Below are 23,907 nucleotides of genomic sequence, written 5' to 3'. Positions count from 1 at the left end.
CCCACGACCGAGCCGACCGGCCGACGCACACGAACCCCACGACCGAGCCGACCGGCCGACGCACACGAACCCCACGACCGAGCCGACCGGCCGACGCACACGAAACGCTGTGATCGAGCCGACCGGCCGACGCACACGAAACGCTGTGATCGACCAGCTGGCGCAGACGAGCGACCGCGCCGAACGGCCGGTGCGGACGGAGGCCATGGCCGGGCCGGCGCGGACGGGGCGGGACCGCGTGCGTGGGCTGGGGCCGGGGGCGGTGGCCCTCCCTCGGCTGGGCCGGCGTTCCGAGAGGGCCGGCCTCCGCGGGGGCGGAGAACTAGGGGTGCTGTGGGTAGGTCTCCTCGGGATCCCGGGGGCCGAACAGCGCCGTGAGCCCGAGGTGGACCAGCAGCGCGCCCAACGGCCACGCCAGCAGCGCGCCCTTCGCCCCCAGCTTCAGCGGCGCGGAGAAGGTGACGCCCTTCCCCACGGCCTTCGCATGCGCGAGCACGTCGGACTCGGGCCCCAGCCACACCCCCATCCGCCACGCCAGCAACGACCCGAGCAGCGCGCCCAGGCCCAGCGCCACCACGACCGGCACGCCCCCGCGCCGCCGGAGCAGGAAGACCGCCACCGCGCTGAGGGCCCCGAAGGCCAGCCCCAGCAGGGTGAACATACCGTCCACCCCGACCGCCTGCTCGCCCTCGCTGTCCTTGAGGTAGACCACCCAGCCGGTGCCCACCCGGTCGCCTATCAGCGGCACGTGCGGCGCCAGCCACCACCACAGCAGCCCCAGCAGCACCCCGCCCAGGGCCACCGCCACGGTGATGACGGCGGCGTCCCGCACTTCGGTCTTCATCCCGGGGTCGTCCTGTTCGTACGTGCCCTCGCCCGGCGCCCCGGCAGGCGGCGGTGCCTGCCGGACCTGGTGCGGGGAGTTTTCGTGCGGTGGCGGAGTCAACGGTGCGGTCACCCTGCCATCGTGCCAGGTGGTGCTGTGCGCCGCGTCACCGGACGGCGGCCCTGCGGTACGCCCAGGTCGCGACGGCCAGCGAGACCACTCCGACACCCGCGCACACCCCCAGATCGACGAGGACGACGGCCCAGTCCGGGTGTGCCCCGAAAGTCCGGGCGTACGCCTCCACCCCGTAGGTCGAGGGCAGCAGATCCCGCGCCAGCCGGATGATCTCCGGCATCCGGTCGGCCGGCAGCACGCCCAGCAGCAGCGCCGCCGACATGCCCAGCTGCCCGAGCAGCGTGGCCAGCTCGGGCCGCGGCGCGAGCAGTCCGCAGGCGGCGCCGAGCCCGGCCAGCGCGGCCCCGGCGAGCGGGATCACGGCCACCAGGATCCACAGGTTGGACAGCGGCAGCCCGAACAGCACGCACCCGAAGACGGCGGTCACCAGCGTCCCGGGCACGGTGAACGAGGCGTACGCCGCCGCCGCGCCCAGCACCACCGCGGCCGGCGGCACGGGCAGGGTGGCGTAGTGGTCGAGCCCGCCGCTGGCCCGCAGCTGGCCGAAGTACTGCGACAGCAGGTTCAGCGCCACATACGCGACGACCAGCACCGACGAGCCCGCCACCACCGACTGGGCCTCGCTGCCGCTGTCGACGACACCGCGCATCATCACGGCGATGCCGACGGACTGGAAGGTGGCCACGAACAGCAGCGGGATCCGGGCCACCCGGGCCCGGGACAGCTGCGCCCGGTAGACGGCCGCCAGCGACGGCCACAGCCGCGCGGGCGGGCCCAGCTCGGCCGCGGCCGGCGCCGTCTCCTGGATGACCCGGCCGCCGCCCGGCAGAACCTCGGCGGGTACGACACTCACGACGAGCTGCTCCTCTTCCCTGCGGCAGTCGCACAGACCCATACGCATGGCACGGCCGCCGCGCTCACGCCTTCACCAGCCCCTGCCGTGCCGCGCCGCCCAGCGCCAGGTAGACGTCCTCCAGGCTGGGCGTGGCGAGCGTGAAGTCGTCCAGGGCCGCGAAGGCGGCCCCGCCGGTCACGGTGGCGACGGCGGCGCGGGCCTCCTCGGGCGCGAGCCGGAGCGTCCAGCGCCGGCCGGACTCCACCGCACGCTCGCGCAGCACGGCCACCTCGGGTACCTCCAGCGGGGCCCGCTCCCGCCACATCAGCTCGACCCGCACCTCGCCGGCCACCTGTTCCTTCAGCCCGGCCGGGGTGTCGCAGGCGATGACGCGGCCCTGGTCGATGACGGCGACCCGGTCGAGCACGGTCTCGGCTTCGATGACGTTGTGGGTGACGAGGAGCACGGTCGTACCGCGCTCGGCGCGCCGCCGGTCCACGGCCGCCCAGACCGCGCGCCGGGCCACCGGGTCCATGCCGGTGGTGGGCTCGTCCAGCACGAGCAGCGGCCGTTCGCCGACGAGGGCGGCGGCGAGACAGGCGAGCCTGCGCTGTCCGCCGGACAGCTTCTTCAGCGCCCGCCCGGCGATCGGCGTGAGCCCCAGCTCCTCCAGTACGGCGTCCCGCTCGGCCCGCGCCCGCGGCGCGTCCAGGCCGCGCAGCCGTCCGGTGGTCTCGGCGGCGAGGGAGACGGTCAGCTCGTCCAGCGCGGAGGACTCCTGGCCCAGGTAGGCGAGGATGCGCGCGGCCCGTTCGGGATGCCTGACGATGTCGTGCCCGAGGATCTCGACGCTGCCGGAGTCGGGCCGGAGCAGCCCGGTGAGCTGCCGTACGAGGGTGGACTTGCCGGCGCCGTTCGGCCCGAGCAGCCCGAACACCTCTGCGCGCCGCACGTCCAGCTCGACCCCGTCGGTGGCCCGCACCGCGGGGGTCCCCGGCACGCCACGCCGTCCCTTCACGGCCGGATAGCTCTTGTGGAGCCCGCGCACGCGTACGACCTCGTCATGCCGAAGTGCCTGTGCCGCGCGCGTACTCACAAGGGACGAGAGTACGGGGTCGGGGGGCTTTACTCGCCTTTGGGGGCGCTTTCGTACGTGCTCCGTAAGGATTCCCGCCGCGTCGGCGCTCAGCCGCGGGGAGCGGGGGTGCCGCACTCACCGCAGCCCCGAACGGCTCACTCCCCCGTGGCGCTCTCCGCCGCGGCCGGGACGTCGATCTCCCGCCAGAACCCCGCCCGAATGGCGTAGCGGTCGTGCTCGTCGATCTGGTCGTCCTTGTGGGCGAGCAGCCCGAACCGCGCGGCGTACCGCAGCAGCTCCCCGTCGATGCGGTGCGGGACCCGCGGATACATCTGCGACAGCTTCTGCAGATGGCCCTGGTCGCCGAGCCGGGAGATCCAGCGGCGGGCGAAGACCTGTCCCACCTCGTACGGGTCGCCGCCGACGGTGGTGATGTCCTCCTCGCGGTCGGCCCACCGCTGCTCGGCCGTGGTGAGCTGGGCGAGCGTCGGCATGGAGGCGATCTCGGGCGGCTCGGCGACCACGCCCGGCCGGTCCACCCAGCCCTTGTCGGAGGACCAGCGCAGGGTCGCGGTCGCGGGGTGCTGGACGGCCTGGGCTCCGGGCGCGCGCAGCGCGGCGAGGTCCTTCGGCGTGGGTACGCCCTTGGCGGCGGCCCGCTCCTGGGTGCCGTTCCCCGTCGCGGCGGCCGGCGGGGGCGCGCCCTGGTCGGCCGGCCGCTCGGCCGCCGCCGCGAGCGCGGACTCGGGCAGCGGCGCGGAGAGGATCGCGGCGATCTCGGGCCGGGGGGCGGGCGGCGGGGCGCAGACGCCGGTCAGCTCCTTGGCGCGGACGGCCTGGGTGATCCAGGCGCGGTCCAGTACGCGCCGTTCGTCGGCCTCGGCGACCAGGTCCTCGGACTGGTTGTAGTCGCCGTCGGCGGCCTGGACGGCCCACAGGTGGACGGCGACGCCGTGTTCCTTGGCGGCCATCATGCCGGGCAGCAGATCGCCGTCGCCGGTGACGAGGACGACGTCGGAGCAGGCGCGGTTACGGGCCAGCTCGGTCAGCTCGGCGTGCATGGCGGCGTCGACGCCCTTCTGCGCCCACCGTCCGTCGCTGCGGGTGAGGGCGCCGAGCCGGACGGTGACGCGGGGCATCACGCGCAGCCGGCGATGCTCCGGTTGGGGGACACGGTCGGGGGCGCCGTCGAACCAGTAGATGCGCAGCAGCGGCCGCTCGGTCTCCGACTCGGCGCGTTCGCGCAGGGCCTGGATCAGCGCGGTGTGGTCGACGGTGATCCGGGACCGCGAGGGCTCACCCGCGAGGAGGCTGGCGGCGGCTCCCAGCAGGTACCCGGCGTCCACCAGGACGATGCAGCGGTCCACGCGTCTCACCCTCTTCCCGGGAGGCTTTGCTTCGGACTTCCTTCGAGTCTGCCCGACGGCGCGGAGGTTAACGGCCCGAACTCGATCTTCGGCGTGGCGTTTGCGGATCCGGCCCGCCCACCACCCCTGTCACACACGGTAATTATCCGACATGCGCCCGATGTCAGCTTATGTGAATCTGGTCCCGGCCCTGGCCCCTAGATCCCCCACAGGAGGCAGATCACCATGGCCAAGAACAAGAACCGCAAGCAGGGTGGCCCGCAGAACCGCGCGTCGCAGCCCGAGCAGGCCCATGAGCACGCGCAGCGGTCGCAGGAGAACCACGAGTCTCCGGTGACGCACATCCAGGGCAGCCCCGCGGATGTTGCGCGCAAGAAGCAGAAGAGCTTCGGCCACAACTAAAGGGCAGTTGAAGCCCAGGCACAGTGAAGGGGCGCACCCGACCGGGGTGCGCCCCTTCGCACGTCATGCCGTCAGCCGGCCAGGCAGGACGGGCCGAGCAGCACCTTCAGGTCGCCGAACAGCGCCGGGTCGGGCTTGACCCGGTGCCGGTCCAGGCGCAGCACGGTGGTCTTGCGCGGGCCCTGGAGCTTGATGCGGACCTCGCTGTCGCCCTTGTGGTGGCTGAGGATCTCGCCGAGCCGGCTGACCATCGGCGGGGTCACCTTCACGGCGGGGATGGTGAGGATCACGGGCGCGTTGGTGCCCGCGTTGGACAGGTCCGGGACCATCAGCTCCATGGCGACGAGCCGGGGCACGTCCTCGCGCTTGTCGAGGCGTCCCTTGACGAACACCACGGCGTCCTCGACGAGTTGGGTCGACACCAGCTGGTAGGTCGCCGGGAAGAACATGCACTCGATGGAGCCGGCGAGGTCCTCGACGGTGGCGATCGCCCAGGCGTTGCCCTGCTTGGTCATCTTGCGCTGCAGGCCGGAGATGATGCCGCCGATGGTGACGACCGCGCCGTCCGCGTGCTCACCGCCGGTGAGCTGGGCGATGCCCGCGTCGGCCTTGTCGGACAGCACGTGCTCCAGGCCGAAGAGCGGGTGGTCGGAGACGTACAGACCGAGCATCTCGCGCTCCTGGGCGAGCAGATAGGTCTTGTCCCACTCCTCGTCGATGAACTGCACGTCGAGCCCGAAGCCGGGCTCGTTGCTCTCCTCCTCGCCCATCCCGCCGAAGAGGTCGAACTGGCCCTCTGCCTCCTTGCGCTTGACCGCGACCACGTTGTCGATCATCGGCTCGTACTGCGCGGTGAGGCCCTTGCGGGTGTGCCCCAGGGTGTCGAACGCACCCGCCTTGATCAGCGACTCCGTGGTGCGCTTGTTGCACGCGACCGCCTCGACCTTGTCGAGGTAGTCGGGGAAGGAGGCGTACTTGCCCTTGGCCTTGCGGCTCTTGATGATCGACTCGACCACGTTCGTACCGACGTTGCGCACGGCCTCCAGGCCGAACAGGATCACGTCGTCGCCCTGCGCGGCGAAGTTGTGCACCGACTCGTTGACGTTCGGCGGCAGCACCTTGATGCCCATGCGGCGGCATTCGTTGAGGTAGATCGCCGACTTGTCCTTGTCGTCCTTGACGGACGTCAGCAGGGCGGCCATGTACTCGGCGGGGTAGTTCGCCTTCAGGTAGGCGGTCCAGTAGGACACCAGGCCGTACGCGGCGGAGTGGGCCTTGTTGAAGGCGTAGCCGGCGAACGGGACCAGCACGTCCCACAGGGCCTGGATCGCCTCGTCGCTGTAGCCGTTCTTGCGGGCGCCGGCCTGGAAGATGGTGAAGTTCTTCGCCAGCTCGTCGGGCTTCTTCTTGCCCATGACGCGGCGGAGGATGTCGGCCTCGCCGAGCGAGTAGCCGGCGATGATCTGGGCGGCCTTCTGCACCTGCTCCTGGTAGACGATCAGGCCGTAGGTGACCGCCAGGACCTCTTCGAGGGGCTCTTCGAGCTCCTTGTGGATGGGCGTGATCTCCTGCTGCTTGTTCTTGCGCAGCGCGTAGTTCGTGTGGGAGTTCATGCCCATCGGGCCCGGGCGGTACAGGGCCGACACGGCGGAGATGTCTTCGAAGTTGTCGGGCTTCATCAGGCGCAGCAGCGAGCGCATGGGGCCGCCGTCGAACTGGAAGACGCCGAGGGTGTCGCCGCGCTGGAGCAGTTCGAAGGTCGTCGGGTCGTCGAGCGGGAGGCCCAGGAGGTCGATGTCGACCCCCTTGTTCGCCTTCACCATCTTGACGGCGTCGTCCATGATCGTGAGGTTGCGCAGGCCCAGGAAGTCCATCTTCAGCAGGCCGAGCGACTCGCAGCTCGGGTAGTCCCACTGGGTGATGGTCACGCCGTCGGTGTGCCGGACCCAGACGGGGACGTGCTCGGTGATGGTCTCGCTGGACATGATCACGCCGGCGGCGTGCACGCCCATCTGCCTCACCAGGCCCTCCACGCCGCGCGCGGTGTCGATGACCTTCTTCACGTCCGGCTCGTTCTCGTACATGCCGCGGACCTCGCCGGCCTCCGAGTAGCGGGGGTGGCTGGGGTCGGTGATGCCGGACAGCGGGATGCCCTTGCCGAGGACGTCGGCGGGCATGGCCTTGGTGATGCGGTCGCCCATCGCGTACGGGTAGCCCAGCACGCGCGCGGAGTCCTTGATCGCGTTCTTGGCCTTGATGGTGCCGTAGGTGCCGATCATGGCGACCTTGTCGGCGCCGTACTTCTCCGTCACGTACCGGATCACCTCGACGCGCCGGCGCTCGTCGAAGTCGATGTCGACATCGGGCATCGAGATGCGCTCGGGGTTGAGGAACCGCTCGAAGATCAGGCCGTGCGGGATCGGGTCGAGGTCGGTGATGCCCATGGCGTAGGCGACGATCGAACCGGCCGCGGAGCCTCGGCCGGGCCCGACCGCGATGCCGTTGTTCTTGGCCCACATGATGAAGTCGGCGACCACCAGGAAGTAGCCGGGGAAGCCCATCGAGATGATGACGTCCATCTCGTAGTCGGCCTGCTTCTGGCGGTCCTCGGGGATGCCGCCCGGGAAGCGGCGCTCCATGCCGCGGCGGACCTCCTCCTTGAACCAGGTGACCTCGGTGTAGCCCTCGGGGATGTCGAACTTGGGCATGAGGTCGCGCTTCTCGAACATGCCGGTGGTGTCGACCATCTCGGCGACGAGGAGCGTGTTGGCGCAGCCCTCCTGCCAGGCGTCCGAGGAGTCGATGGCGTACATCTCGTCCGTGGACTTCAGGTAGTAGCCGGTGCCGTCGAACTTGAAGCGGTCCGGGTCGGAGAGGTTCTTGCCGGTCTGGATGCACAGCAGGGCGTCGTGGGCGCCGGCCTCGTGCGCGTAGGTGTAGTGCGAGTCGTTGGTGACCAGCGGGGGGATGCCGAGTTTCTTGCCGATCTCCAGGAGGCCGTCGCGGACCCGGCGCTCGATCTCGATGCCGTGGTCCATCAGCTCCAGGAAGTACCGGTCCTTGCCGAAGATGTCCTGGTAGTCGGCGGCGGCCTTCAGGGCCTCGTCGAAGTGGCCGAGGCGCAGCCGGGTCTGCACCTCGCCGGAGGGGCAGCCGGTGGAGGCGACGATGCCCTCGGACCACTGGGCGATGGTCTCCTTGTCCATCCGGGGCCACTTCTGCAGCCAGCCCTCGGCGTAGGCGTCCGAGGAGAGCCGGAAGATGTTGTGCAGGCCGGTCTTGTTCACGGCCCACATCGTCTTGTGGGTGTAACCACCGGAACCGGAGACGTCGTCCCGCTTCTGGTGCGGCTGGCCCCACTGGATCTTGCGCTTGTTCCGCCGGGACTCGGGGGCGACATACGCCTCGATCCCGATGATCGGGGTGATTCCGGCCTTCTTCGCGGAGTGGAAGAAGTCGTACGCCCCGTGGAGGTTGCCGTGGTCGGACATGGCGATGTGCGTCATGCCCATCTCGTTGCAGGCGTTGAACATGTCCTTGAGCCGCGCGGCACCGTCCAGCAGCGAGTACTGCGTGTGGACGTGCAGGTGCGTGAAGGGCGGCTTTGACACGGTATGGCCTCCAACGGGAACGCTCGGCGACGGGTGGGGGACGGTTGCGGGGTCAGCGTCGAAGTCTATGCCCCGGCACTGACACCCGGCGGGCTTCCCCGCGTACCTTCATGCGGGAACCGGGCACTCCCGCGTGGCGTCGCCCGTTGGAGACGGCGGAAGCGCCGTCGTACCCGTTCAGGCACATTCATGCACCACTCCCGTACCAGGAGGCATCTCGCGATGTCGGTCCCCCAGCTCAGCGACGAGCAGCGCGGCGAGGAGATCCTCACCGTCTTCGACACCGCCTTCGGCCGGCTCCTGGCCGCCGACCCGGCCGCGTTCCGGGTGAAGTTCCGGAAGATGGCGGCCTCGGCCTTCGCGTTCTACCGGGGCACGGCGTGCCTCTTCTACCACGACCTCAGCGCGAACACCCAGTTCGGCTCGAAGCGCGGCGGCCCGTACCTGGACGACCGCACCTCGCGCGTGTGGATCCACGGCGATCTGCACGCGGAGAACTTCGGCACGTACATGGACTCCAACGGCCGTCTGGTCTTCAACGTCAACGACTTCGACGAGGCCTACGTCGGCCCGTTCACCTGGGATGTGCAGCGCTTCTCGGCGTCGATCGCGCTCATCGGGTACGCGAAGGCGCTCAGTGACGAGCAGATCACCGAGCTCGTGACGGTCTACGCGGCCGCCTACCGCGAGCGCATCCACGCCCTGGCCACGGGTGCCAAGAGCGACGAGGTGCCGCCGTTCACGCTGGACACCGCCGACGGGCCGCTGCTGGGCGCCCTGCGGGCCGCCCGGTCGCTGACCCGCTTCGAGCTGCTGGACTCGATGACCGAGATCCGCGACTTCGAGCGGCGCTTCGCGCCGGGCGGCGGCTCCATCGAGCTGGACGCCGCCACCCGCTACAAGGTCCTCGCGGCCTTCGACGGGTACCTGGAGACGCTGCCGGACTCCTCCCTGGCCCGCCCGGACTCCTACCGGGTGAAGGACGTCGTCGGCCGCCGCGGCATCGGCATCGGATCCGCCGGCCTGCCGTCGTACAACATCCTCCTGGAGGGGCACAGCGACGCCCTGGAGAACGACGTCGTGATCTACATCAAGCAGGCGCAGACCCCGGCCGTCTCCCGGCACATCACGGATCCGGCCATCGCCGGCTACTTCCAGCACGAGGGGCACCGCACGGTGATCTCCCAGCGTGCCCTGCAGGCCCACGCCGACCCGTGGCTGGGCTGGACCGAGCTGGACGGCGCCGGCCAGCTGGTGGCCGAGGTCTCGCCGTACGCCGTCGACCTGGACTGGGGCGACATCGACGACCCGGAGGAGATCGCGGCCGTCGTCGCCGACCTGGGCCGGGCCACCGCCACCATGCACGCGGCGGCGGACGACCAGTCCGGGGAGTCCCTGGTGCCGTTCTCGACCGAGCGGGCGATCGACGCGGCGCTCGCGGCCGACGAGGAGGGCTTCGCGCCGCTCATGGTGGACTTCGCGCACCGCTACGGCGCACGGGCGCGCGCGGACCACCAGATCTTCGTCGACCTGTTCCGCAACGGCCGGATTCCGGGGCTGTAACCTACGCGCACCCACAGGCACCCTTTAGGGGTCCCTTAACCGCGTACGTGACAGACTCTTCTTTCGCTATGGACATATCCGGGGCCCAGCTCAGAGCCGTACGCGCGGCGCTGTTCACGGCTGTCGTCGTGACGCTCAGCACCGCGTCGCACGTGCTGCTGTCGCGGGCCCCGCTGCCGGTGACGAGCGTGCTGGCGGTCTCCGCCGGGGTGTTCGTCACCGCGTACGCGCTGGCGGGCCGGGAGCGCGGTTTCGGCCGGATCGCGGCCCTGCTGATCCCGCTGGAACTGGCCGCCGACACGGTGTTCACCACCGGCCAGCACGCCTGCTACGGCCGGGCGGGCGGCCCGGTCGCCGGCCCGCTGCACGCCTTCGGCTTCAAGGTGCTGTGCGAGGGCGGCGCGGTCGGCACCCCGCTGGCTCAGATGACCCGCGCCCAGGGCCGCCCGGAGGCCCTGCTCGCGCACGCCAGTCCGGTGGCCGCCTGGCTGCTGCTCGCCGCGCACATCGGCGTGGGCCTGCTCGCCGCCGCCTGGCTGCGCCGGGGCGAGCGGGCGCTGGCCCAGCTGCTGCGCGCGGTCGGCGCCACCACCTTCCGGCCGCTGCTGCTCGCGGTGGCCGCGGTCTCCGTCCGGCCGGCCCCGGTCCGCCGGGTGCCGCGCCCGGCGCCGCGCCGCGTCGCCGCCCGCGACCGGCTTCTCGTGCACTCCCTGGGACGGCGTGGACCGCCGTGCTCCCCCGCTGCCGCCGCCCTGTGAGCGGCAGCGCCTGAGCACCTCCAGTCCCCCACACGTATCCCGCGTACGACCTGTGCGCGTCCCACATGGAGATCACCCACATGAGCAAGCGGAACAGCCAGACGGCGAAGACGGCGGCCCGGGAGCGGCTGCGGCAGGAGCGCGAGCGGCAGGCCAAGCGCGACAAGGCCAAGCGGCAGGTCATCGTGGCCGCCTCGGTCGTGGCCGTGCTGGCCGCGGCCGGCGGCATCGGCTACGCCGTCGTGCAGGCGAGCAAGCCCAGCTACTGGGAGGGCCTGAAGGACGCCAAGGTCGTCGCCCCGGCCCACACCACGGGCACCGACGGCACCACGGTCGTCATCGGCAAGGACACCGCCAAGAAGACCCTCAAGGTCTACGAGGACCCGCGCTGCCCCGTGTGCGCCTCCTTCGAGCAGGCCGTCGGCCCGACCGTGAAGAAGGACATCGACGACGGCAAGTTCAAGATCCAGTACATCGGCGGCACCTTCCTCGACGGCGACTCGCTGAAGAACGGCAAGATCGGCACCAACGGCGAGGGCTCCAAGAACGCCATGAGCGCCATGGGAGCCGCGCTGAACGTCAGCCCGGAGGCGTTCCTGGAGTACAAGAGCGCGCTGTACTCCGCGAAGTACCACCCCGCCGAGACGGAGGACAAGTTCAAGAGCGACGACTACCTCCTGGAGGTCGCCGACACCGTCCCGGCACTGAAGAACAACGCGGCGTTCCAGAAGGCCGTGAAGAGCGGCACCTACGACGCCTGGGCGCTGGCCATGTCGAAGACCTGGGACACCAACAAGGACGGCGTGCGCGGCACCCCGAGCTTCGTCATGAACGGCAAGATGCTCGTCATCGACAGCCAGGGCCACCCGCCCATGTCGGTGGCGGACTTCAACAGGCTTGTGGACGCGGCCCTCAAGAGCTGACGGCCCCTCGGAAACCGGCCTCCGTGTGAAGAGCGGGCGAACTTTCGGAGTTCGCCCGCTCTTGCTCATACCGATCAGTAACCTGATCGGTCGTGACCAGTCGATACAGAGCATCCGAGGCGTCCACAGGCCTCAACTCCTTCTCCCCTCGCCGCCGTACGGTCGTCAAGGCCGCGGCGGCGACCGCTGTGCTGGCGGGCCCGCTCGCCGCCGCCCTCCCGGCGCGCGCCGCCGACCAGGCCCCCGCCTTCCTGCACGGCGTCGCCTCCGGTGACCCCCTGCCCGACGGCATCCTGCTGTGGACCCGGGTGACCCCGACGCCGGAGGCCACCGCGGGCTCCGGGCTGGGCCCGGACACCGAGGTGGACTGGGTCGTCGCCAAGGACAAGGCGTTCACCAGCATCGTCGCCAAGGGCTCCGTCACCGCGAGCGCCGTCTCCGACCACACCGTGAAGGCCGATGTCCGCGGTCTGGAACCGGCCACCGACTACTGGTTCCGGTTCTCGGCCGGCGGCACCGACTCGCCGGTGGCGCGCACCCGCACCGCGCCGGCGGCGAACGCGGACGTCAGCGGCCTCCGCTTCGGCGTGGTCTCCTGCGCCAACTGGGAGGGCGGCTACTTCTCCGCCTACCGCCACCTCGCGGCCCGGGGCGACCTGGACGCCTGGCTGCATCTCGGCGACTACATCTACGAGTACAAGTCCGGCGAGTACGCGGCCCGCGGCACGGTCGTCCGCCCGCACGCGCCCGCCAACGAGACCATCACCCTCGCCGACTACCGCGTCCGGCACGCCACGTACAAGACCGACCCGGACCTTCAGGCCCTGCACGTGAAGGCCCCGGTCATCGCGATCTGGGACGACCACGAGTTCGCCGACAACGCGTGGTCGGGCGGTGCGGTCAACCACACCGAGGGCGCCGAGGGCGCCTGGACCGCCCGCAAGGCGGCCGCCAAGCAGGCCTACTTCGAGTGGATGCCCGTCCGTCCCGCAGTCGAGGGCACCACCTACCGGCGGCTGCGCTTCGGCAAGCTCGCCGACCTGTCCCTGCTGGACCTGCGCTCGTTCCGCTCCCAGCAGGCGTCCGCCGGCAGCGGCTCGGTGGACGACCCGACCCGGACCATCACCGGCCGGGCCCAACTGGACTGGCTGAAGACCGGGTTGAAGGCCTCCGACACCAAGTGGCGGCTGGTCGGCAACTCCGTGATGATCGCGCCGTTCGTCATCGGCTCCCTGACCGCCGACCTGCTCAAGCCGCTCGCCAAGCTGCTCGGTCTGCCGCAGGACGGCATCGGCGTCAACACCGACCAGTGGGACGGCTACACCCACGACCGCCGTGAACTGCTCGACCACCTGCGCTCGAACGCCATCGGCAACACCGTCTTCCTGACCGGTGACATCCACATGTCCTGGGCCAACGACGTGCCGGTGGACGCGGGCACCTACCCGCTGTCGCCGTCGGCGGCCACCGAGTTCGTCATCACGTCGGTGACCTCCGACAACCTCGACGACATCGTCAAGGTCCCCGAGGGCACGGTCTCCGCGCTCGCCGCGCCGGTCATCGAGGCCGCCAACCGGCACGTCCACTGGGTGGACACCGACCGGCACGGCTACGGCGTGCTGGACATCACCGCCGGCCGCGCGCAGATGGACTACTACGTCCTGTCGGACCGCACCGACGCGGGCGCGACCTCCAAGTGGGTGCGCTCCTACCGCACCCGCAGCGGCACGCAGAAGGTCGAGCGGACCTACGACCCGGTGTAACCGCCGGCTACGCGGACCGCAGGCCGTCGAGGAAGCCGAGCGCCACCCGCCAGGTGGCCTCGGCGGCCTCGGCGTCGTAGTCCGGCAGCTCCGGGTCGGTGTAGAGGTGCCCGGCGCCCGCGTACCGGTAGACCTCCACATCGGCTCCGGTCCGGCCCATCTGCAGATACCAGGCGCTCAGCCAGTCGTCCGTCTCGAACGGGTCCGGCTCGGCCACGTGCAGCTGCACCGGCAGCCCGTCCACGTGCGCGGTCGGCGCGATGTCCGACGTGCCGTGCAGAAGCAGCAGCCCGCGCGCCTTGTCGTCGCCGAGGGCGAGGGTCTGCGCGATGGAGGCGCCGAGCGAGAACCCGGCGTAGACCAGCCCTCGCTCGGAGTACGGAGCCGCCGCCAGCACGGCCCGCTTCAGCAGCTCCTCCTTGCCGGTCCGCTCGTTGAACTCCATGCCCTCCTCGACGGTGTCGAACGTGCGCCCCTCGAAGAGGTCCGGCGTCCACACCTCGTGGCCCGCCGCGCGCAGCCGGTCCGCGGCGTCACGCACCGCGGGCCTGAGGCCGTAGGTCGAGTGAAAAAGCATGATGTTCATGAGGCCATGGTGCCAGCCGGATACGACGGTGCCGGTGCCGCCGTACCCAGGAACGCGCCGAACTCACATGTTCATGCCCGCCGCAGGCCGGTTAGGAGCGGAGGCATGGAGACCGTACTCCGCCCCCTGCTCGTGCTCGGCGGCTCGGTGCTGCTGACCCTGGCCATCGGCTGGGGCACCGACCGGCTGCTGCGCAAGGCCGACGAACGCGACCACGACACGCCCCTGTGGGGGCTGCTGCGCCGGGCCCGCATCCCCTACCAGCTCGTGCTGTGCGCCGCCCTGCTCCGCGGGTCGTTCGACCAGACGAAGCTGCTGGAGCGGCACCAGGCCGGCATCGGCCGGACGCTGACGCTGGTGCTGATCGGATCCGCCGCCTGGCTGGTGATCCGGATCGCCTCGGCGATCGTCGAGACGACCTACAGCCGCTACGCGCGCGCCCACCGGGACGCGGCGCGGGTGCGCCGGGTGCGCACCCAGGTGGAGCTGATCATGCGGGTGGTGTCCGCGATCGTCATCGTCGTGGCCGCCGCCTCGATGCTGTTGACGTTCCCGGCGATGCGCGCGGCCGGTGCCTCACTGCTGGCGTCGGCCGGCATCCTCGGCATCGTGGCCGGTGTGGCCGCCCAGTCGACGCTGTCGAACATGTTCGCCGGGCTGCAGATCGCCTTCGGCGACATGGTGCGCATAGGCGACACCGTCGTGGTGGACGGCGAGTGGGGCACCGTCGAGGAGATCACCCTCACCTTCCTCACGGTGCGGACCTGGGACGAGCGCCGGATCACCATGCCCGTGTCGTATTTCACGTCCAAGCCCTTCGAGAACTGGTCCCGCGGCACCCCGCAGATGACGGGCATCGTCTACTGGCACCTCGACCACAGCGCGCCGATCGAGGCCATGCGCGAGAAGCTGCGGGACATCCTGCGCCGGTGCCCGGCCTGGGACGGCCGCGCCTACGGCCTGGTGGTGACGGACACCACACCGAACACCCTGCAGGTGCGCGCCCTGGTGACCGCGAAGGACGCCGACGACATCTGGACGGTACGGGTCACGGTCCGCGAGCAGATGATCACCTGGCTGTCGACGGAACACCCCTACGCCCTTCCCCGGGTCAACACCGCGGAGGCCGTACACCCGCCGAGCCGCATCCCGCCGCCCGACGGCGCATCGCTGCGCAAGGCCTACGACTTCCCCCGCACCGGCCGCGGCTGACCGGTGCCGGAGGCGGTGCCGCGGGCCGGAGGCGGTGCCGCGGGCCGGAGGCGGTGCCGCGGGCGGTGCGGGTGGGTGCTCAGCGCAGACTGCGCACGTCCAGATGCCGGAGCACCCGGTCCACGATCTCGGGATCCGCGCCCGGCTCGCTCCGTGCCGCCAGCACCTCGTGCCGCGCCGCACTGAGCATCTCGTTCTGGATGCGCCGGATCCGCTTCAGCCGCCTGACCCGCTGGTGCTGCGCCTCCCTGCGCTCCTCCTCCCCCATGTCGGGGCTGATCCGGATCCCGATGTCGAAGGCGCGGCGCAGCATCTGCTCCGACAGTTCCTCCGGCAGGTCCTCCACCTGCTCGATCTCCCTCAGCCGGCGCTTGGCGGCCTTCGCGGCCCGCACCGCCAGCTCCTTCTCGAACTCCTTCTCGCGCTCGGAGTCGGCCTGCACCCTCAGCCACCTCACCAGCGACGGCAGGGTGAGCCCCTGCAGGACCAGCGTGACGATGATCACCCCGAAGGCGATGAAGATGATCTCGTCCCGGTCGGGGAACGGGGATCCGTCACCGGTCTTCAGCGGGACGGCCAGCGCCAGCGCCACCGAGGCCACCCCGCGCATCCCGGACCACCACATCACGACGGTCTCCCGCCAGCTCACCGGGATCTCCTCGTCGTAGTCCCGCCGCGCGTGCAGCCGCTTGGTCAGCCAGGTCGCGGGCAGCAGCCACACCAGCCGTACGACGATCACCACGCCCACGACGGCGGCGGACCAGCCGAGCATCTCGCCCCAGCGCCCCTGGGCCGTGCGAATGGCGTTGTGCAGCTCCAGGCCGATGAGCCCGAAGGCCACACCCGTGACGAGCGTGTCGATGATGTCCCAGAAGGTGTGCCCGGCGAGCCGGGTCATCACGTCGTCGGCGTCGCTGGCGTACTCGGCGAGGAAGAGCGCCGTGGTGAGCACCGCCAGCACGCCCGAGCCCCGCAGCTTCTCCGCGAGCACGTAGGAGGCGTAGGGCACCAGCAGGGTCATGCCGATCTGCAGGGTGGGATCGCCCAGCAGGTCCATCAGCTTGTTCGCGCCCCAGCCGAGCACCAGGCCCACGGCCACCGCGACGACGGCGGACAGCACCAGGTCCAGGCCGGCCCGCCAGGGCGAGAACGAGCCGCTCACGGCCGCGGCGACGGCCACGTGGTACAGCACGATGGCCGTGACGTCGTTGAAGAGGCCCTCGCCCTCCAGGATCGACACCAGGCGGCGCGGCAGCCCGAGCTGCCCGGCGACGCTGGTCGCGGCGACCGGGTCGGGCGGGGCGATCAGCGCGCCGAGCGCGACGGCGGCGGCGATCGGCAGCCCCGGCACGATCGCGTTGGCGACGAAGGCCACGCACACCGTCGTCACGAACACCAGGGCGACGGCCAGCAGGAAGATCGGGCGGATGTTGGCCGCGAACTGACGCCAGGAGGTGCGGCGTACGGCGGCGTAGAGCAGCGGGGGCAGCAGCCCGGGCAGGATCAGGTCCGGCGGGATGTCCACGTCGGGCACGAAGTCGGCCACCGCGAGGACCCCGCCGAACAGCGTCATCAGCACCGGCGCCGGCACCCCGAACCGGTCGCCCACCGGGACGCTCACCAGGGCCCCGAGCAGCAGTACGAACAGCAGGGCCAACTGATCCACGGCCGGCGCTCCGGGGGTCGACGCTCACACGGCAGGCCTCAAGCCTGCCATCGCGCCGGCACGGACGCCTGCCGCCCGGCGGCGCGGCACACGTCTAGAGGGACCGGCGCATCGCCCGGTGCGGGATGCCGGCGTCCGGGAACTCCGGGCCGTACGCCACATAGCCGAGGCGCTCGTAGAAACCCAGGGCGTGGGTCTGCGCGTGCAGGTCCACCGCGGCGAGGCCGCGCGCGCGTGCCGCGTCCTCGACGGCCCGCACCAGGGCCACGCCGACACCCAGCCCGCGGGCCTCGCGGGAGACGGCGAGCCGCCCCAGGGAGCCCACCGAGGCGTCCCCGCCCGTCTTCGCCGCCGCGGCCTCGCCGAGCAGCAGACGTCCCGTGCCGAGCGGCACGCCGTCCCCGCGGACCGCCAGGACGTGCACCGCGACCGCGTCGTAGGCGTCGTACTCGATGTCCTCGGCGACGCCCTGTTCGACGACGAAGACCTCCTTGCGGACCGCGAAGCACGCCTCGCGGTCGGCGGGGTCCGCGGCGATCCGGACGGTGTACGGCGTGCTCACGCGTACGTCTCCTCGCGGACCTGTTCGAGGGCCTCCTGCAGGTCCTCGGGGTAGTCGCTCGCGAACTCGACCCACTGGCCGTCCCCGGGGTGCTCGAAGCCCAGGCGCACGGCGTGCAGCCACTGGCGGGTCAGGCGCAGCCGCTTGGCGAGGGTGGGGTCGGCTCCGTAGGTGAGGTCACCGACGCAGGGGTGGCGGTGGGCGGACATGTGGACGCGGATCTGGTGGGTGCGGCCGGTCTCCAGCTTCACGTCCAGCAGGGAGGCGGCACGGAACGCCTCGATGAGGTCGTAGTGCGTCACGGAGGGCTTGCCTTCGGCCGTGACCGCCCACTTGTAGTCGTGGTTCGGGTGGCGGCCGATGGGCGCGTCGATCGTGCCGCTCGTGGGGTCCGGGTGGCCCTGGACGAGGGTGTGGTAGTGCTTGTCGACCGTGCGCTCCTTGAACTGGCGCTTGAGCGATGTGTACGCCCGCTCCGACTTGGCGACCACCATCAGGCCCGAGGTGCCGACGTCCAGGCGGTGCACGATGCCCTGGCGCTCGGCGGCGCCGGAGGTGGAGATCCGGTACCCGGCGGCGGCGAGGCCGCCGATGACGGTGGGCCCGCTCCAGCCCGGCGACGGGTGCGCGGCCACGCCGACCGGCTTGACGATCACGACGACGTCCTCGTCGTCGTGCACGATCTCCATGCCCTCGACCGGCTCGGCGACCACCTGCACCGGCGCGGGCGCCTGCGGCATCTCGACCTCAAGCCAGGCGCCGCCGCGCACCCGCTCGGACTTGCCGACCACCGCGCCGTCGACCTGGACCTTGCCGGCTGCGGCCAGCTCCGCGGCCTTCGTGCGGGAGAAGCCGAACATGCGGGAGATGGCGGCGTCGACGCGCTCGCCCTCCAGGCCGTCGGGCACGGGCAGGGTACGGATCTCGGGAATCGTGCTCACCCGTCGAGTATGCCGGACGGGCCGCAGCACCCCGAACGCGCCTGTGGACAACTCCGTCGGGGCTCAGTCCTTGTGGACCGTGCCGTCCGGGTCCAGTCCGCGGAAGGACAGCAGCACGATCAGGATGCCGCCGCACACGATCGCCGAGTCCGCCAGGTTGAACACGGCGAAGCCCTTGGGCGCGATGAAGTCCACGACCTTGCCCTCGAAGACGCCGGGCGAGCGGAAGATCCGGTCGGTGAGGTTGCCGAGGGCGCCGCCGAGCAGCAGGCCGAGCGCGATGGCCCAGGGGTAGCTGTAGAGCTTGCGGGCCAGGCGGATGATCACCACGATCACGGCCGCCGCGATCAGGGTGAAGATGATCGTGAAGGCCGCGCCGACACCGAAGGCCGCGCCCGGGTTGCGGATGGCGTTCAGCTCCAGCCAGTCCCCGATCAGCTTGATCGGCGCGTGCCCCTCCAGCTTGGCGACCACGAGCATCTTGCTGATCAGGTCCAGGGCGTAGGCGAACGCGGCGACCGCGAACAGCAGGGCGATCCGGCGTCCGCGGCGGCCCCGCACCCGTGCCGCGGCCTGCTGCTCACCCGCGCCGGACACACCGGGCGCGGTGGACGCGCCCGAGCCGGGGCGGGCTCCGGCCGCCGCCGTCTGCTCGCCGCTGTCGTCCGGGGTGTCCGGCGTACCGATGATGCGCTCCGCCTCTGCCACGTGAGTCCCTCAACCTAGGTGCCTGACTGGGGACGAGACTACGGCACGGCCCGGTACGCTCAGGAGCGGCGTTCCTGCTTCTGTTTGCACTCCACGCACAGCGTGGCCCGGGGAAAGGCCTGCATCCGCGCCTTGCCGATCGGCTCGCCGCAGTTCTCGCACAGACCGTAGGTGCCGGCGTCCAGCCGTTCCAGGGCGTGCTCGTTCTGGACCAGCATCTCGCGTGCGTTGGCCGCGAGCGCCATCTCGTGCTCGCGCGTGATGTTCTTCGTACCGGTGTCGGCCTGGTCGTCTCCCGCGCCGTCTCCGGAGTCCCGCATCAGGCCCACCAGGGACGCCTCGGAGGAGCTGATCTCCTCCTGCAGCCGCGTCACCTCGGACATCAGCTCGGTCCGGGCCTCCTCGACCTCTTTCGGGGTCCAGGGGTCCTCGCCGGGGCGCACCGCCAGTTCGCCGGGCTCCGCCGCGGCGACCCGCGCCTTGGGGACGGCGGTGTCCGCCGTGGCCGTGCCAGGAGTCTTCTTCGCAACCACTGTCGTGGCTCCCGTCTGCTTGGCGGCCCGCGCCGCGCCCGCTTCCTTGGCCCTGCTCGTGTGGGCCGCCTCCGTAAAGACGCCCTCGGCGGCCGCCTTCCTGCCACCGGTCCTCTTCGCCGGCTTCCTGACGGCCGTCTCCTCCGCCGACGCCACCCCCTTCGCCTTCGCCGTGGTCTTCTCGCCGACGGCCTTCCCGGCCACCGTCTTCTCCGGCGCCGCCGCCCGGCCCACCACAGCCGCGTCACGACCCGCCCTCTTCACCGGCGCCTTCTTGGCAACGGACTTCTTGGCGACGGACTTCCCGGGGGCGGTCTTCTTGGCGACGGACCTCTCGGGGGCGGTCTTCTGGGCAGCGGGCTTCTTGCCAGCCGTCTTCTTGGCGGCACTCTTCCCAGCGGCCGTCTCCTCGGCCGCGGCCTTCCTGTCCGCCGCCTCCCCGGCAGCCGTCCCCCTCGCCCCGGCCCTCTTCTTCGCCGCGGCCTTCTCCTCGGTGGCCGTCTTCCCGGTGGCCGCCGCCCTGCCCGCGGTCTTCTCCGCTGCCGGCACCGCGTCCTTCCCCCCGTTCACCCTCTTCTTCCCGGCCACTCCCTTGGCCTCACCGCCGGAGGCAGCCGCGGCGGAGGCGCCCGCGCCCCTGCGCCGGCCGGACGCCGGCTGCTGTACGGCGGTCTTTTTCGCCACCATGGCCGCGGCCCCTTCACATATTGTGATCTTGCTCGCGAATCGTGCTGGGACGATAAATCGACTTGAGTCCCGCGGCAACGGGGCACACCGCCCGATTCGCCCGCCCGCACCCCCCGTGCAGCGGGCCTGCATCCGTTGTGCCCAGCTCCCCGCCGGGTAATCCGCCGGAGCCCGGCCGCGCCGGACCCGAGCGCCCGCCCCCTCGCCATTCGGGTCATCCCGGCCGGTCGTACCGTCCGCCCGGCGCCGCGCCGAAAACCGGTCGGCCGCCGTCCGCGCGGCGCCGTACACTGGGCGGAGCGAAAAGCGTGGATGGGGACGAGTAGCGGCGTACGCAGCCCAGAGCGACCCGGGGACGGTGTGAGCCCGGGGGCGAGCGCGACGTGAAGATCACCCCGGAGCCGCCGGAAGAAAGCCACAGCCTCAGGGCGAGAGCGAGTAGAGCCGGCTTCGCGACCCCAATGAGGGGGCTCACCGGCGCGTACGGCGCGTCGGAGGGCCAAGGAGGGTGGTACCGCGGGAGCGCGCCGCACACGGCGTAGACAGGATCGAAGGCTCTCGTCCCTCCGACGGAAGGCAGCAAGTCCGTTGGAGGATGCTCGCAGATGACAGCGCCGACGTACCGCCAGGTGCCCGCACAGGTCGACCTGCCCGCTCTTGAGCACGCCGTGCTCGACTTCTGGCGAGACCAGAAGATCTTCACCAAGAGTCTGGAGCAGTCCGAGGGCCGCCCGGAGTGGGTGTTCTACGAAGGCCCGCCCACCGCCAACGGCATGCCCGGTGCCCACCACATCGAGGCGCGCGTCTTCAAGGACGTCTTCCCCCGCTTCCGCACCATGCGCGGCTACCACGTGGCCCGCAAGGCCGGCTGGGACTGCCACGGCCTGCCCGTGGAGCTGGCCGTCGAGAAGGAGCTGGGCTTCTCCGGCAAGCAGGACATCGAGGCGTACGGCATCGCCGAGTTCAACGCCAGGTGCCGCGAGTCCGTGACCCGGCACACCGACGCCTTCGCCGAGCTGACGACCCGCATGGGCTACTGGGTCGACCTGGACGACGCCTACCGGACCATGGACCCCGAGTACGTGGAGTCGGTCTGGTGGTCGCTGAAGGAGATCTTCAACAAGGGCCTGCTGGTCCAGGACCACCGCGTAGCCCCCTGGTGCCCGCGCTGCGGCACCGGCCTGTCCGACCACGAGCTGGCGCAGGGCTACGAGACGGTCGTGGACCCGTCCGTGTACGTCCGGTTCCCGCTCACCTCCGGTCCGCTGGCCGGCGAGGCCGCGCTCCTGGTGTGGACGACGACCCCCTGGACCCTGGTGTCCAACACGGCGGTCGCCGCGCACCCGGAGGTCACCTACGTCGTCGCCGGCAACGGCGAGGAGAAGGTCGTCGTCGCCGAGCCGCTGCTGGCCAAGGCGCTCGGCGAGGGCTGGGAGCCGACCGGCCAGACCTTCACCGGCGCCGAGATGGAGCGCTGGACGTACCAGCGTCCGTTCGAGCTCGTGGAGTTCCCGGAGCCGGCGCACTACGTGGTGAACGCCGACTACGTGACCACCGAGGACGGTACGGGTCTGGTCCACCAGTCCCCCGCCTTCGGTGAGGACGACCTCAAGGTGTGCCGTTCCTACGGCCTGCCGGTCGTGAACCCGGTCCTCCCGGACGGCACCTTCGAGGAGGACGTCCCGCTGGTCGGCGGCGTCTTCTTCAAGAAGGCCGACGAAAAGCTCACCGCGGACCTCCAGCAGCGCGGCCTGCTCTTCCGGCACGTCGCGTACGAGCACAGCTACCCGCACTGCTGGCGCTGCCACACCGCCCTGCTCTACTACGCGCAGCCCTCCTGGTACATCCGCACGACGGCGATCAAGGACCGCCTCATCCAGGAGAACGAGAAGACCAACTGGTTCCCGGACACGGTCAAGCACGGCCGCTTCGGCGACTGGCTGAACAACAACATCGACTGGGCGCTGTCCCGCAACCGCTACTGGGGCACCCCGCTGCCGATCTGGCGCTGCGAGGACGACCACCTCACCTGCGTCGGCTCCCGCGCGGAGCTGACCGAGCTGACCGGCACGGACCAGTCGGGCCTCGACCCGCACCGCCCGTTCATCGACGAGGTCACCTTCGCCTGCCCGCAGGAGGGCTGCGGCAGGACCGCCACGCGCGTGCCGGAGGTCATCGACGCCTGGTACGACTCGGGTTCGATGCCGTTCGCACAGTGGGGTTACCCGTACAAGAACAAGGAGCTGTTCGAGAGCCGGTACCCGGCGCAGTTCATCTCCGAGGCGATCGACCAGACCCGCGGCTGGTTCTACACGCTGATGGCTGTCGGCACGCTGGTCTTCGACAAGTCGTCGTACGAGAACGTCGTCTGCCTCGGTCACATCCTCGCCGAGGACGGCCGCAAGATGTCCAAGCACCTGGGCAACATCCTGCAGCCGATCCCGCTCATGGACCAGCACGGCGCGGACGCGGTGCGCTGGTTCATGGCGGCCGGCGGCTCCCCCTGGGCAGCCCGCCGGGTCGGTCACGGCACCATCCAGGAGGTCGTCCGCAAGACCCTGCTGACGTACTGGAACACGGTCGCCTTCCAGGCGCTGTACGCCCGTACGTCCCAGTGGGCGCCCAGCGCGGCCGACCCGGCCCCGGCCGAGCGCCCGGTGCTGGACCGCTGGCTGCTGTCCGAGCTGCACGCGCTCACCGACCAGGTGACCCAGGCCCTGGAGGCGTACGACACCCAGCGCGCCGGCAAGCTGCTGTCCGCGTTCGTCGACGACCTGTCCAACTGGTACGTCCGCCGTTCGCGCCGCCGCTTCTGGCAGGGCGACAAGGCCGCGCTGCGCACGCTGCACGAGGTGCTGGAGACGGTCACGAAGCTGATGGCGCCGATCACCCCGTTCATCACCGAGCGGGTGTGGCAGGACCTGGTCGTGCCGGTGACCCCGGGCGCCCCGGACTCGGTCCATCTGGCCGACTGGCCCGAGGCGGACCTGTCCGCCATCGACCCGGAGCTGTCGAGGCAGATGGTCCTCGTCCGCCGGCTGGTGGAGCTGGGCCGCGCCACGCGCGCGGAGTCGGGCGTCAAGACGCGTCAGCCGCTGTCCCGCGCGCTGATCGCCGCGGCCGGCTTCGAGTCCCTGGACCCCGAGCTGCACGCGCAGATCACCGAGGAGCTGAACGTCACCTCGCTGGCGTCGCTGAGCGAGGTCGGCGGGTCTCTGGTGGACACCACCGCCAAGGCCAACTTCCGTGCGCTGGGCAAGCGGTTCGGCAAGCGGGTACAGGACGTGGCCAAGGCCGTCGCCGGTGCCGACGCCGCGGCGCTCTCCCTGGCCCTGCGCGAGGGCACGGCCTCCGTGGAGGTCGACGGTGAGACGGTCACCCTCGCTCCGGACGAGGTGATCATCACGGAAACCCCGCGCGAGGGCTGGTCGGTGGCCTCCGACTCCGGGGCCACGGTCGCGCTGGACCTGGAGATCACGGAGGAACTGCGGCAGGCGGGTCTCGCCCGTGACGCGATCCGGCTGATCCAGGAGGCCCGCAAGAACAGCGGGTTGGACGTGGCCGACCGGATCGCTCTGCGGTGGACGTCCACGGACGCTGCGGTCGTCGCGGCCCTGGCCGAGCACTCCGAGCTGATCGCCGACGAGGTGCTGTCGACGGACTTCCGCCAGGGCGAGGCCGACGACAGCTTCGGTGAGCCGTTCACCGACGAGGGGCTGGCCCTCACGTTCCGGCTGCGGAAGGCGTAAGC

Annotated in this window: 18 protein-coding genes; 7 read left to right on the top strand and 11 right to left on the bottom strand. The window is 71.1% G+C overall.

Annotated features, from left to right (window positions below):
• Window positions 1–322: 322 nt before the first annotated feature.
• The 4 genes from IE244_RS05040 to IE244_RS05025 all read right to left on the bottom strand — a co-directional run bounded on the left by IE244_RS05040 (window position 323) and on the right by IE244_RS05025 (window position 4,241).
• Complete coding sequence (locus tag IE244_RS05040) at window positions 323–958, bottom strand: AAA family ATPase (RefSeq protein WP_191871357.1); 636 nt, start codon at window positions 956–958, stop codon at window positions 323–325.
• Between the two features lie 34 nt (window positions 959–992).
• Window positions 993–1,814: an ABC transporter permease gene (locus IE244_RS05035; protein ID WP_031166442.1), complete on the bottom strand. Its 822-nt coding sequence runs from the start codon at window positions 1,812–1,814 to the stop codon at window positions 993–995.
• Between the two features lie 64 nt (window positions 1,815–1,878).
• Window positions 1,879–2,892 (bottom strand): ABC transporter ATP-binding protein, encoded by a 1,014-nt coding sequence (locus IE244_RS05030; RefSeq protein WP_191871356.1) that lies wholly within the window; start codon window positions 2,890–2,892, stop codon window positions 1,879–1,881.
• 137 nt (window positions 2,893–3,029) lie between these two features.
• Complete coding sequence (locus tag IE244_RS05025; protein ID WP_191871355.1) at window positions 3,030–4,241, bottom strand: NYN domain-containing protein; 1,212 nt, start codon at window positions 4,239–4,241, stop codon at window positions 3,030–3,032.
• Between the two features lie 225 nt (window positions 4,242–4,466).
• Here IE244_RS05025 and IE244_RS05020 point away from each other — a divergent pair, with 225 nt between their 5' ends.
• The gene (locus tag IE244_RS05020; RefSeq protein ID WP_167349459.1) at window positions 4,467–4,643 is read left to right on the top strand and encodes a hypothetical protein; all 177 of its coding nucleotides are present in this window, start codon (window positions 4,467–4,469) and stop codon (window positions 4,641–4,643) included.
• A 71-nt stretch (window positions 4,644–4,714) separates the two neighbouring features.
• Here IE244_RS05020 and dnaE read toward each other — a convergent pair whose 3' ends face one another.
• Complete coding sequence (gene dnaE, locus IE244_RS05015; RefSeq protein WP_191871354.1) at window positions 4,715–8,254, bottom strand: DNA polymerase III subunit alpha; 3,540 nt, start codon at window positions 8,252–8,254, stop codon at window positions 4,715–4,717.
• Window positions 8,255–8,476: 222 nt separating this feature from the next.
• On the opposite strand from dnaE, the gene IE244_RS05010 reads away from it, so the two are divergent.
• The 4 genes from IE244_RS05010 (at window position 8,477) to IE244_RS04995 (ending at window position 13,261) form a co-directional block, all read left to right on the top strand.
• Window positions 8,477–9,817 (top strand): DUF2252 domain-containing protein, encoded by a 1,341-nt coding sequence (locus tag IE244_RS05010; RefSeq protein ID WP_191871353.1) that lies wholly within the window; start codon window positions 8,477–8,479, stop codon window positions 9,815–9,817.
• A 68-nt stretch (window positions 9,818–9,885) separates the two neighbouring features.
• Entirely contained in the window at window positions 9,886–10,575 is a 690-nt protein-coding gene (locus IE244_RS05005; protein ID WP_191871352.1) for a hypothetical protein, read from the top strand.
• 80 nt (window positions 10,576–10,655) lie between these two features.
• Window positions 10,656–11,498 (top strand): thioredoxin domain-containing protein, encoded by an 843-nt coding sequence (locus tag IE244_RS05000; protein ID WP_191871351.1) that lies wholly within the window; start codon window positions 10,656–10,658, stop codon window positions 11,496–11,498.
• Between the two features lie 92 nt (window positions 11,499–11,590).
• On the top strand, window positions 11,591–13,261 hold the full coding sequence (locus IE244_RS04995) for an alkaline phosphatase D family protein (protein WP_191871350.1): 1,671 nt from the start codon (window positions 11,591–11,593) through the stop codon (window positions 13,259–13,261).
• Between the two features lie 7 nt (window positions 13,262–13,268).
• Here IE244_RS04995 and IE244_RS04990 read toward each other — a convergent pair whose 3' ends face one another.
• On the bottom strand, window positions 13,269–13,847 hold the full coding sequence (locus tag IE244_RS04990; protein WP_191871349.1) for a dienelactone hydrolase family protein: 579 nt from the start codon (window positions 13,845–13,847) through the stop codon (window positions 13,269–13,271).
• Between the two features lie 105 nt (window positions 13,848–13,952).
• Between IE244_RS04990 and IE244_RS04985 the strand changes: the two genes are divergently transcribed.
• Window positions 13,953–15,059, top strand: coding sequence for a mechanosensitive ion channel family protein (locus tag IE244_RS04985; protein ID WP_191871348.1), 1,107 nt, complete (start codon window positions 13,953–13,955; stop codon window positions 15,057–15,059).
• A gap of 79 nt (window positions 15,060–15,138) precedes the next feature.
• Here the strand turns inward: IE244_RS04985 and IE244_RS04980 are convergent, their stop codons facing one another.
• The 5 genes from IE244_RS04980 to IE244_RS04960 all read right to left on the bottom strand — a co-directional run bounded on the left by IE244_RS04980 (window position 15,139) and on the right by IE244_RS04960 (window position 20,156).
• Window positions 15,139–16,725, bottom strand: a complete 1,587-nt coding sequence (locus IE244_RS04980; protein ID WP_191871347.1) for a Na+/H+ antiporter — start codon at window positions 16,723–16,725, stop codon at window positions 15,139–15,141.
• 94 nt (window positions 16,726–16,819) lie between these two features.
• A complete protein-coding gene (locus IE244_RS04975; RefSeq protein WP_191871346.1) occupies window positions 16,820–17,287 on the bottom strand; it encodes a GNAT family N-acetyltransferase in 468 nt (155 codons plus the stop codon).
• Window positions 17,284–18,228 carry an RluA family pseudouridine synthase gene (locus tag IE244_RS04970; RefSeq protein WP_191871345.1) on the bottom strand — a complete coding sequence of 315 codons (945 nt, stop codon included), beginning with the start codon at window positions 18,226–18,228 and terminating at the stop codon, window positions 17,284–17,286. Before IE244_RS04970 ends, IE244_RS04975 begins: the two co-directional genes overlap by 4 nt.
• A gap of 63 nt (window positions 18,229–18,291) precedes the next feature.
• The gene (gene lspA / locus IE244_RS04965) at window positions 18,292–18,936 is read right to left on the bottom strand and encodes a signal peptidase II (RefSeq protein ID WP_191871344.1); all 645 of its coding nucleotides are present in this window, start codon (window positions 18,934–18,936) and stop codon (window positions 18,292–18,294) included.
• A 59-nt stretch (window positions 18,937–18,995) separates the two neighbouring features.
• Complete coding sequence (locus IE244_RS04960; RefSeq protein ID WP_191871343.1) at window positions 18,996–20,156, bottom strand: TraR/DksA C4-type zinc finger protein; 1,161 nt, start codon at window positions 20,154–20,156, stop codon at window positions 18,996–18,998.
• Window positions 20,157–20,761: 605 nt separating this feature from the next.
• Here IE244_RS04960 and ileS point away from each other — a divergent pair.
• The gene (ileS, locus tag IE244_RS04955) at window positions 20,762–23,905 is read left to right on the top strand and encodes an isoleucine--tRNA ligase (protein ID WP_191871342.1); all 3,144 of its coding nucleotides are present in this window, start codon (window positions 20,762–20,764) and stop codon (window positions 23,903–23,905) included.
• Window positions 23,906–23,907: the final 2 nt, after the last annotated feature.

The organism is Streptomyces filipinensis (genome assembly GCF_014649495.1).
Lineage (GTDB): Bacteria > Actinomycetota > Actinomycetes > Streptomycetales > Streptomycetaceae > Streptomyces > Streptomyces filipinensis.
This window is presented reverse-complemented; position numbering and strand designations above follow the sequence as displayed.

Bases quoted from the DNA above. Each gene is read 5' to 3' on its own strand.
- IE244_RS04960 (WP_191871343.1), bottom strand. From the start codon at position 20,156: ATGGTGGCGAAAAAGACCGCCGTACAGCAGCCGGCGTCCGGCCGGCGC.
- IE244_RS05005 (WP_191871352.1), top strand. From the start codon at position 9,886: ATGGACATATCCGGGGCCCAGCTCAGAGCCGTACGCGCGGCGCTGTTC.
- IE244_RS04985 (WP_191871348.1), top strand. From the start codon at position 13,953: ATGGAGACCGTACTCCGCCCCCTGCTCGTGCTCGGCGGCTCGGTGCTG.
- IE244_RS05010 (WP_191871353.1), top strand. From the start codon at position 8,477: ATGTCGGTCCCCCAGCTCAGCGACGAGCAGCGCGGCGAGGAGATCCTC.
- IE244_RS05020 (WP_167349459.1), top strand. From the start codon at position 4,467: ATGGCCAAGAACAAGAACCGCAAGCAGGGTGGCCCGCAGAACCGCGCG.
- IE244_RS05000 (WP_191871351.1), top strand. From the start codon at position 10,656: ATGAGCAAGCGGAACAGCCAGACGGCGAAGACGGCGGCCCGGGAGCGG.
- ileS (WP_191871342.1), top strand. From the start codon at position 20,762: ATGACAGCGCCGACGTACCGCCAGGTGCCCGCACAGGTCGACCTGCCC.
- IE244_RS04990 (WP_191871349.1), bottom strand. From the start codon at position 13,847: ATGAACATCATGCTTTTTCACTCGACCTACGGCCTCAGGCCCGCGGTG.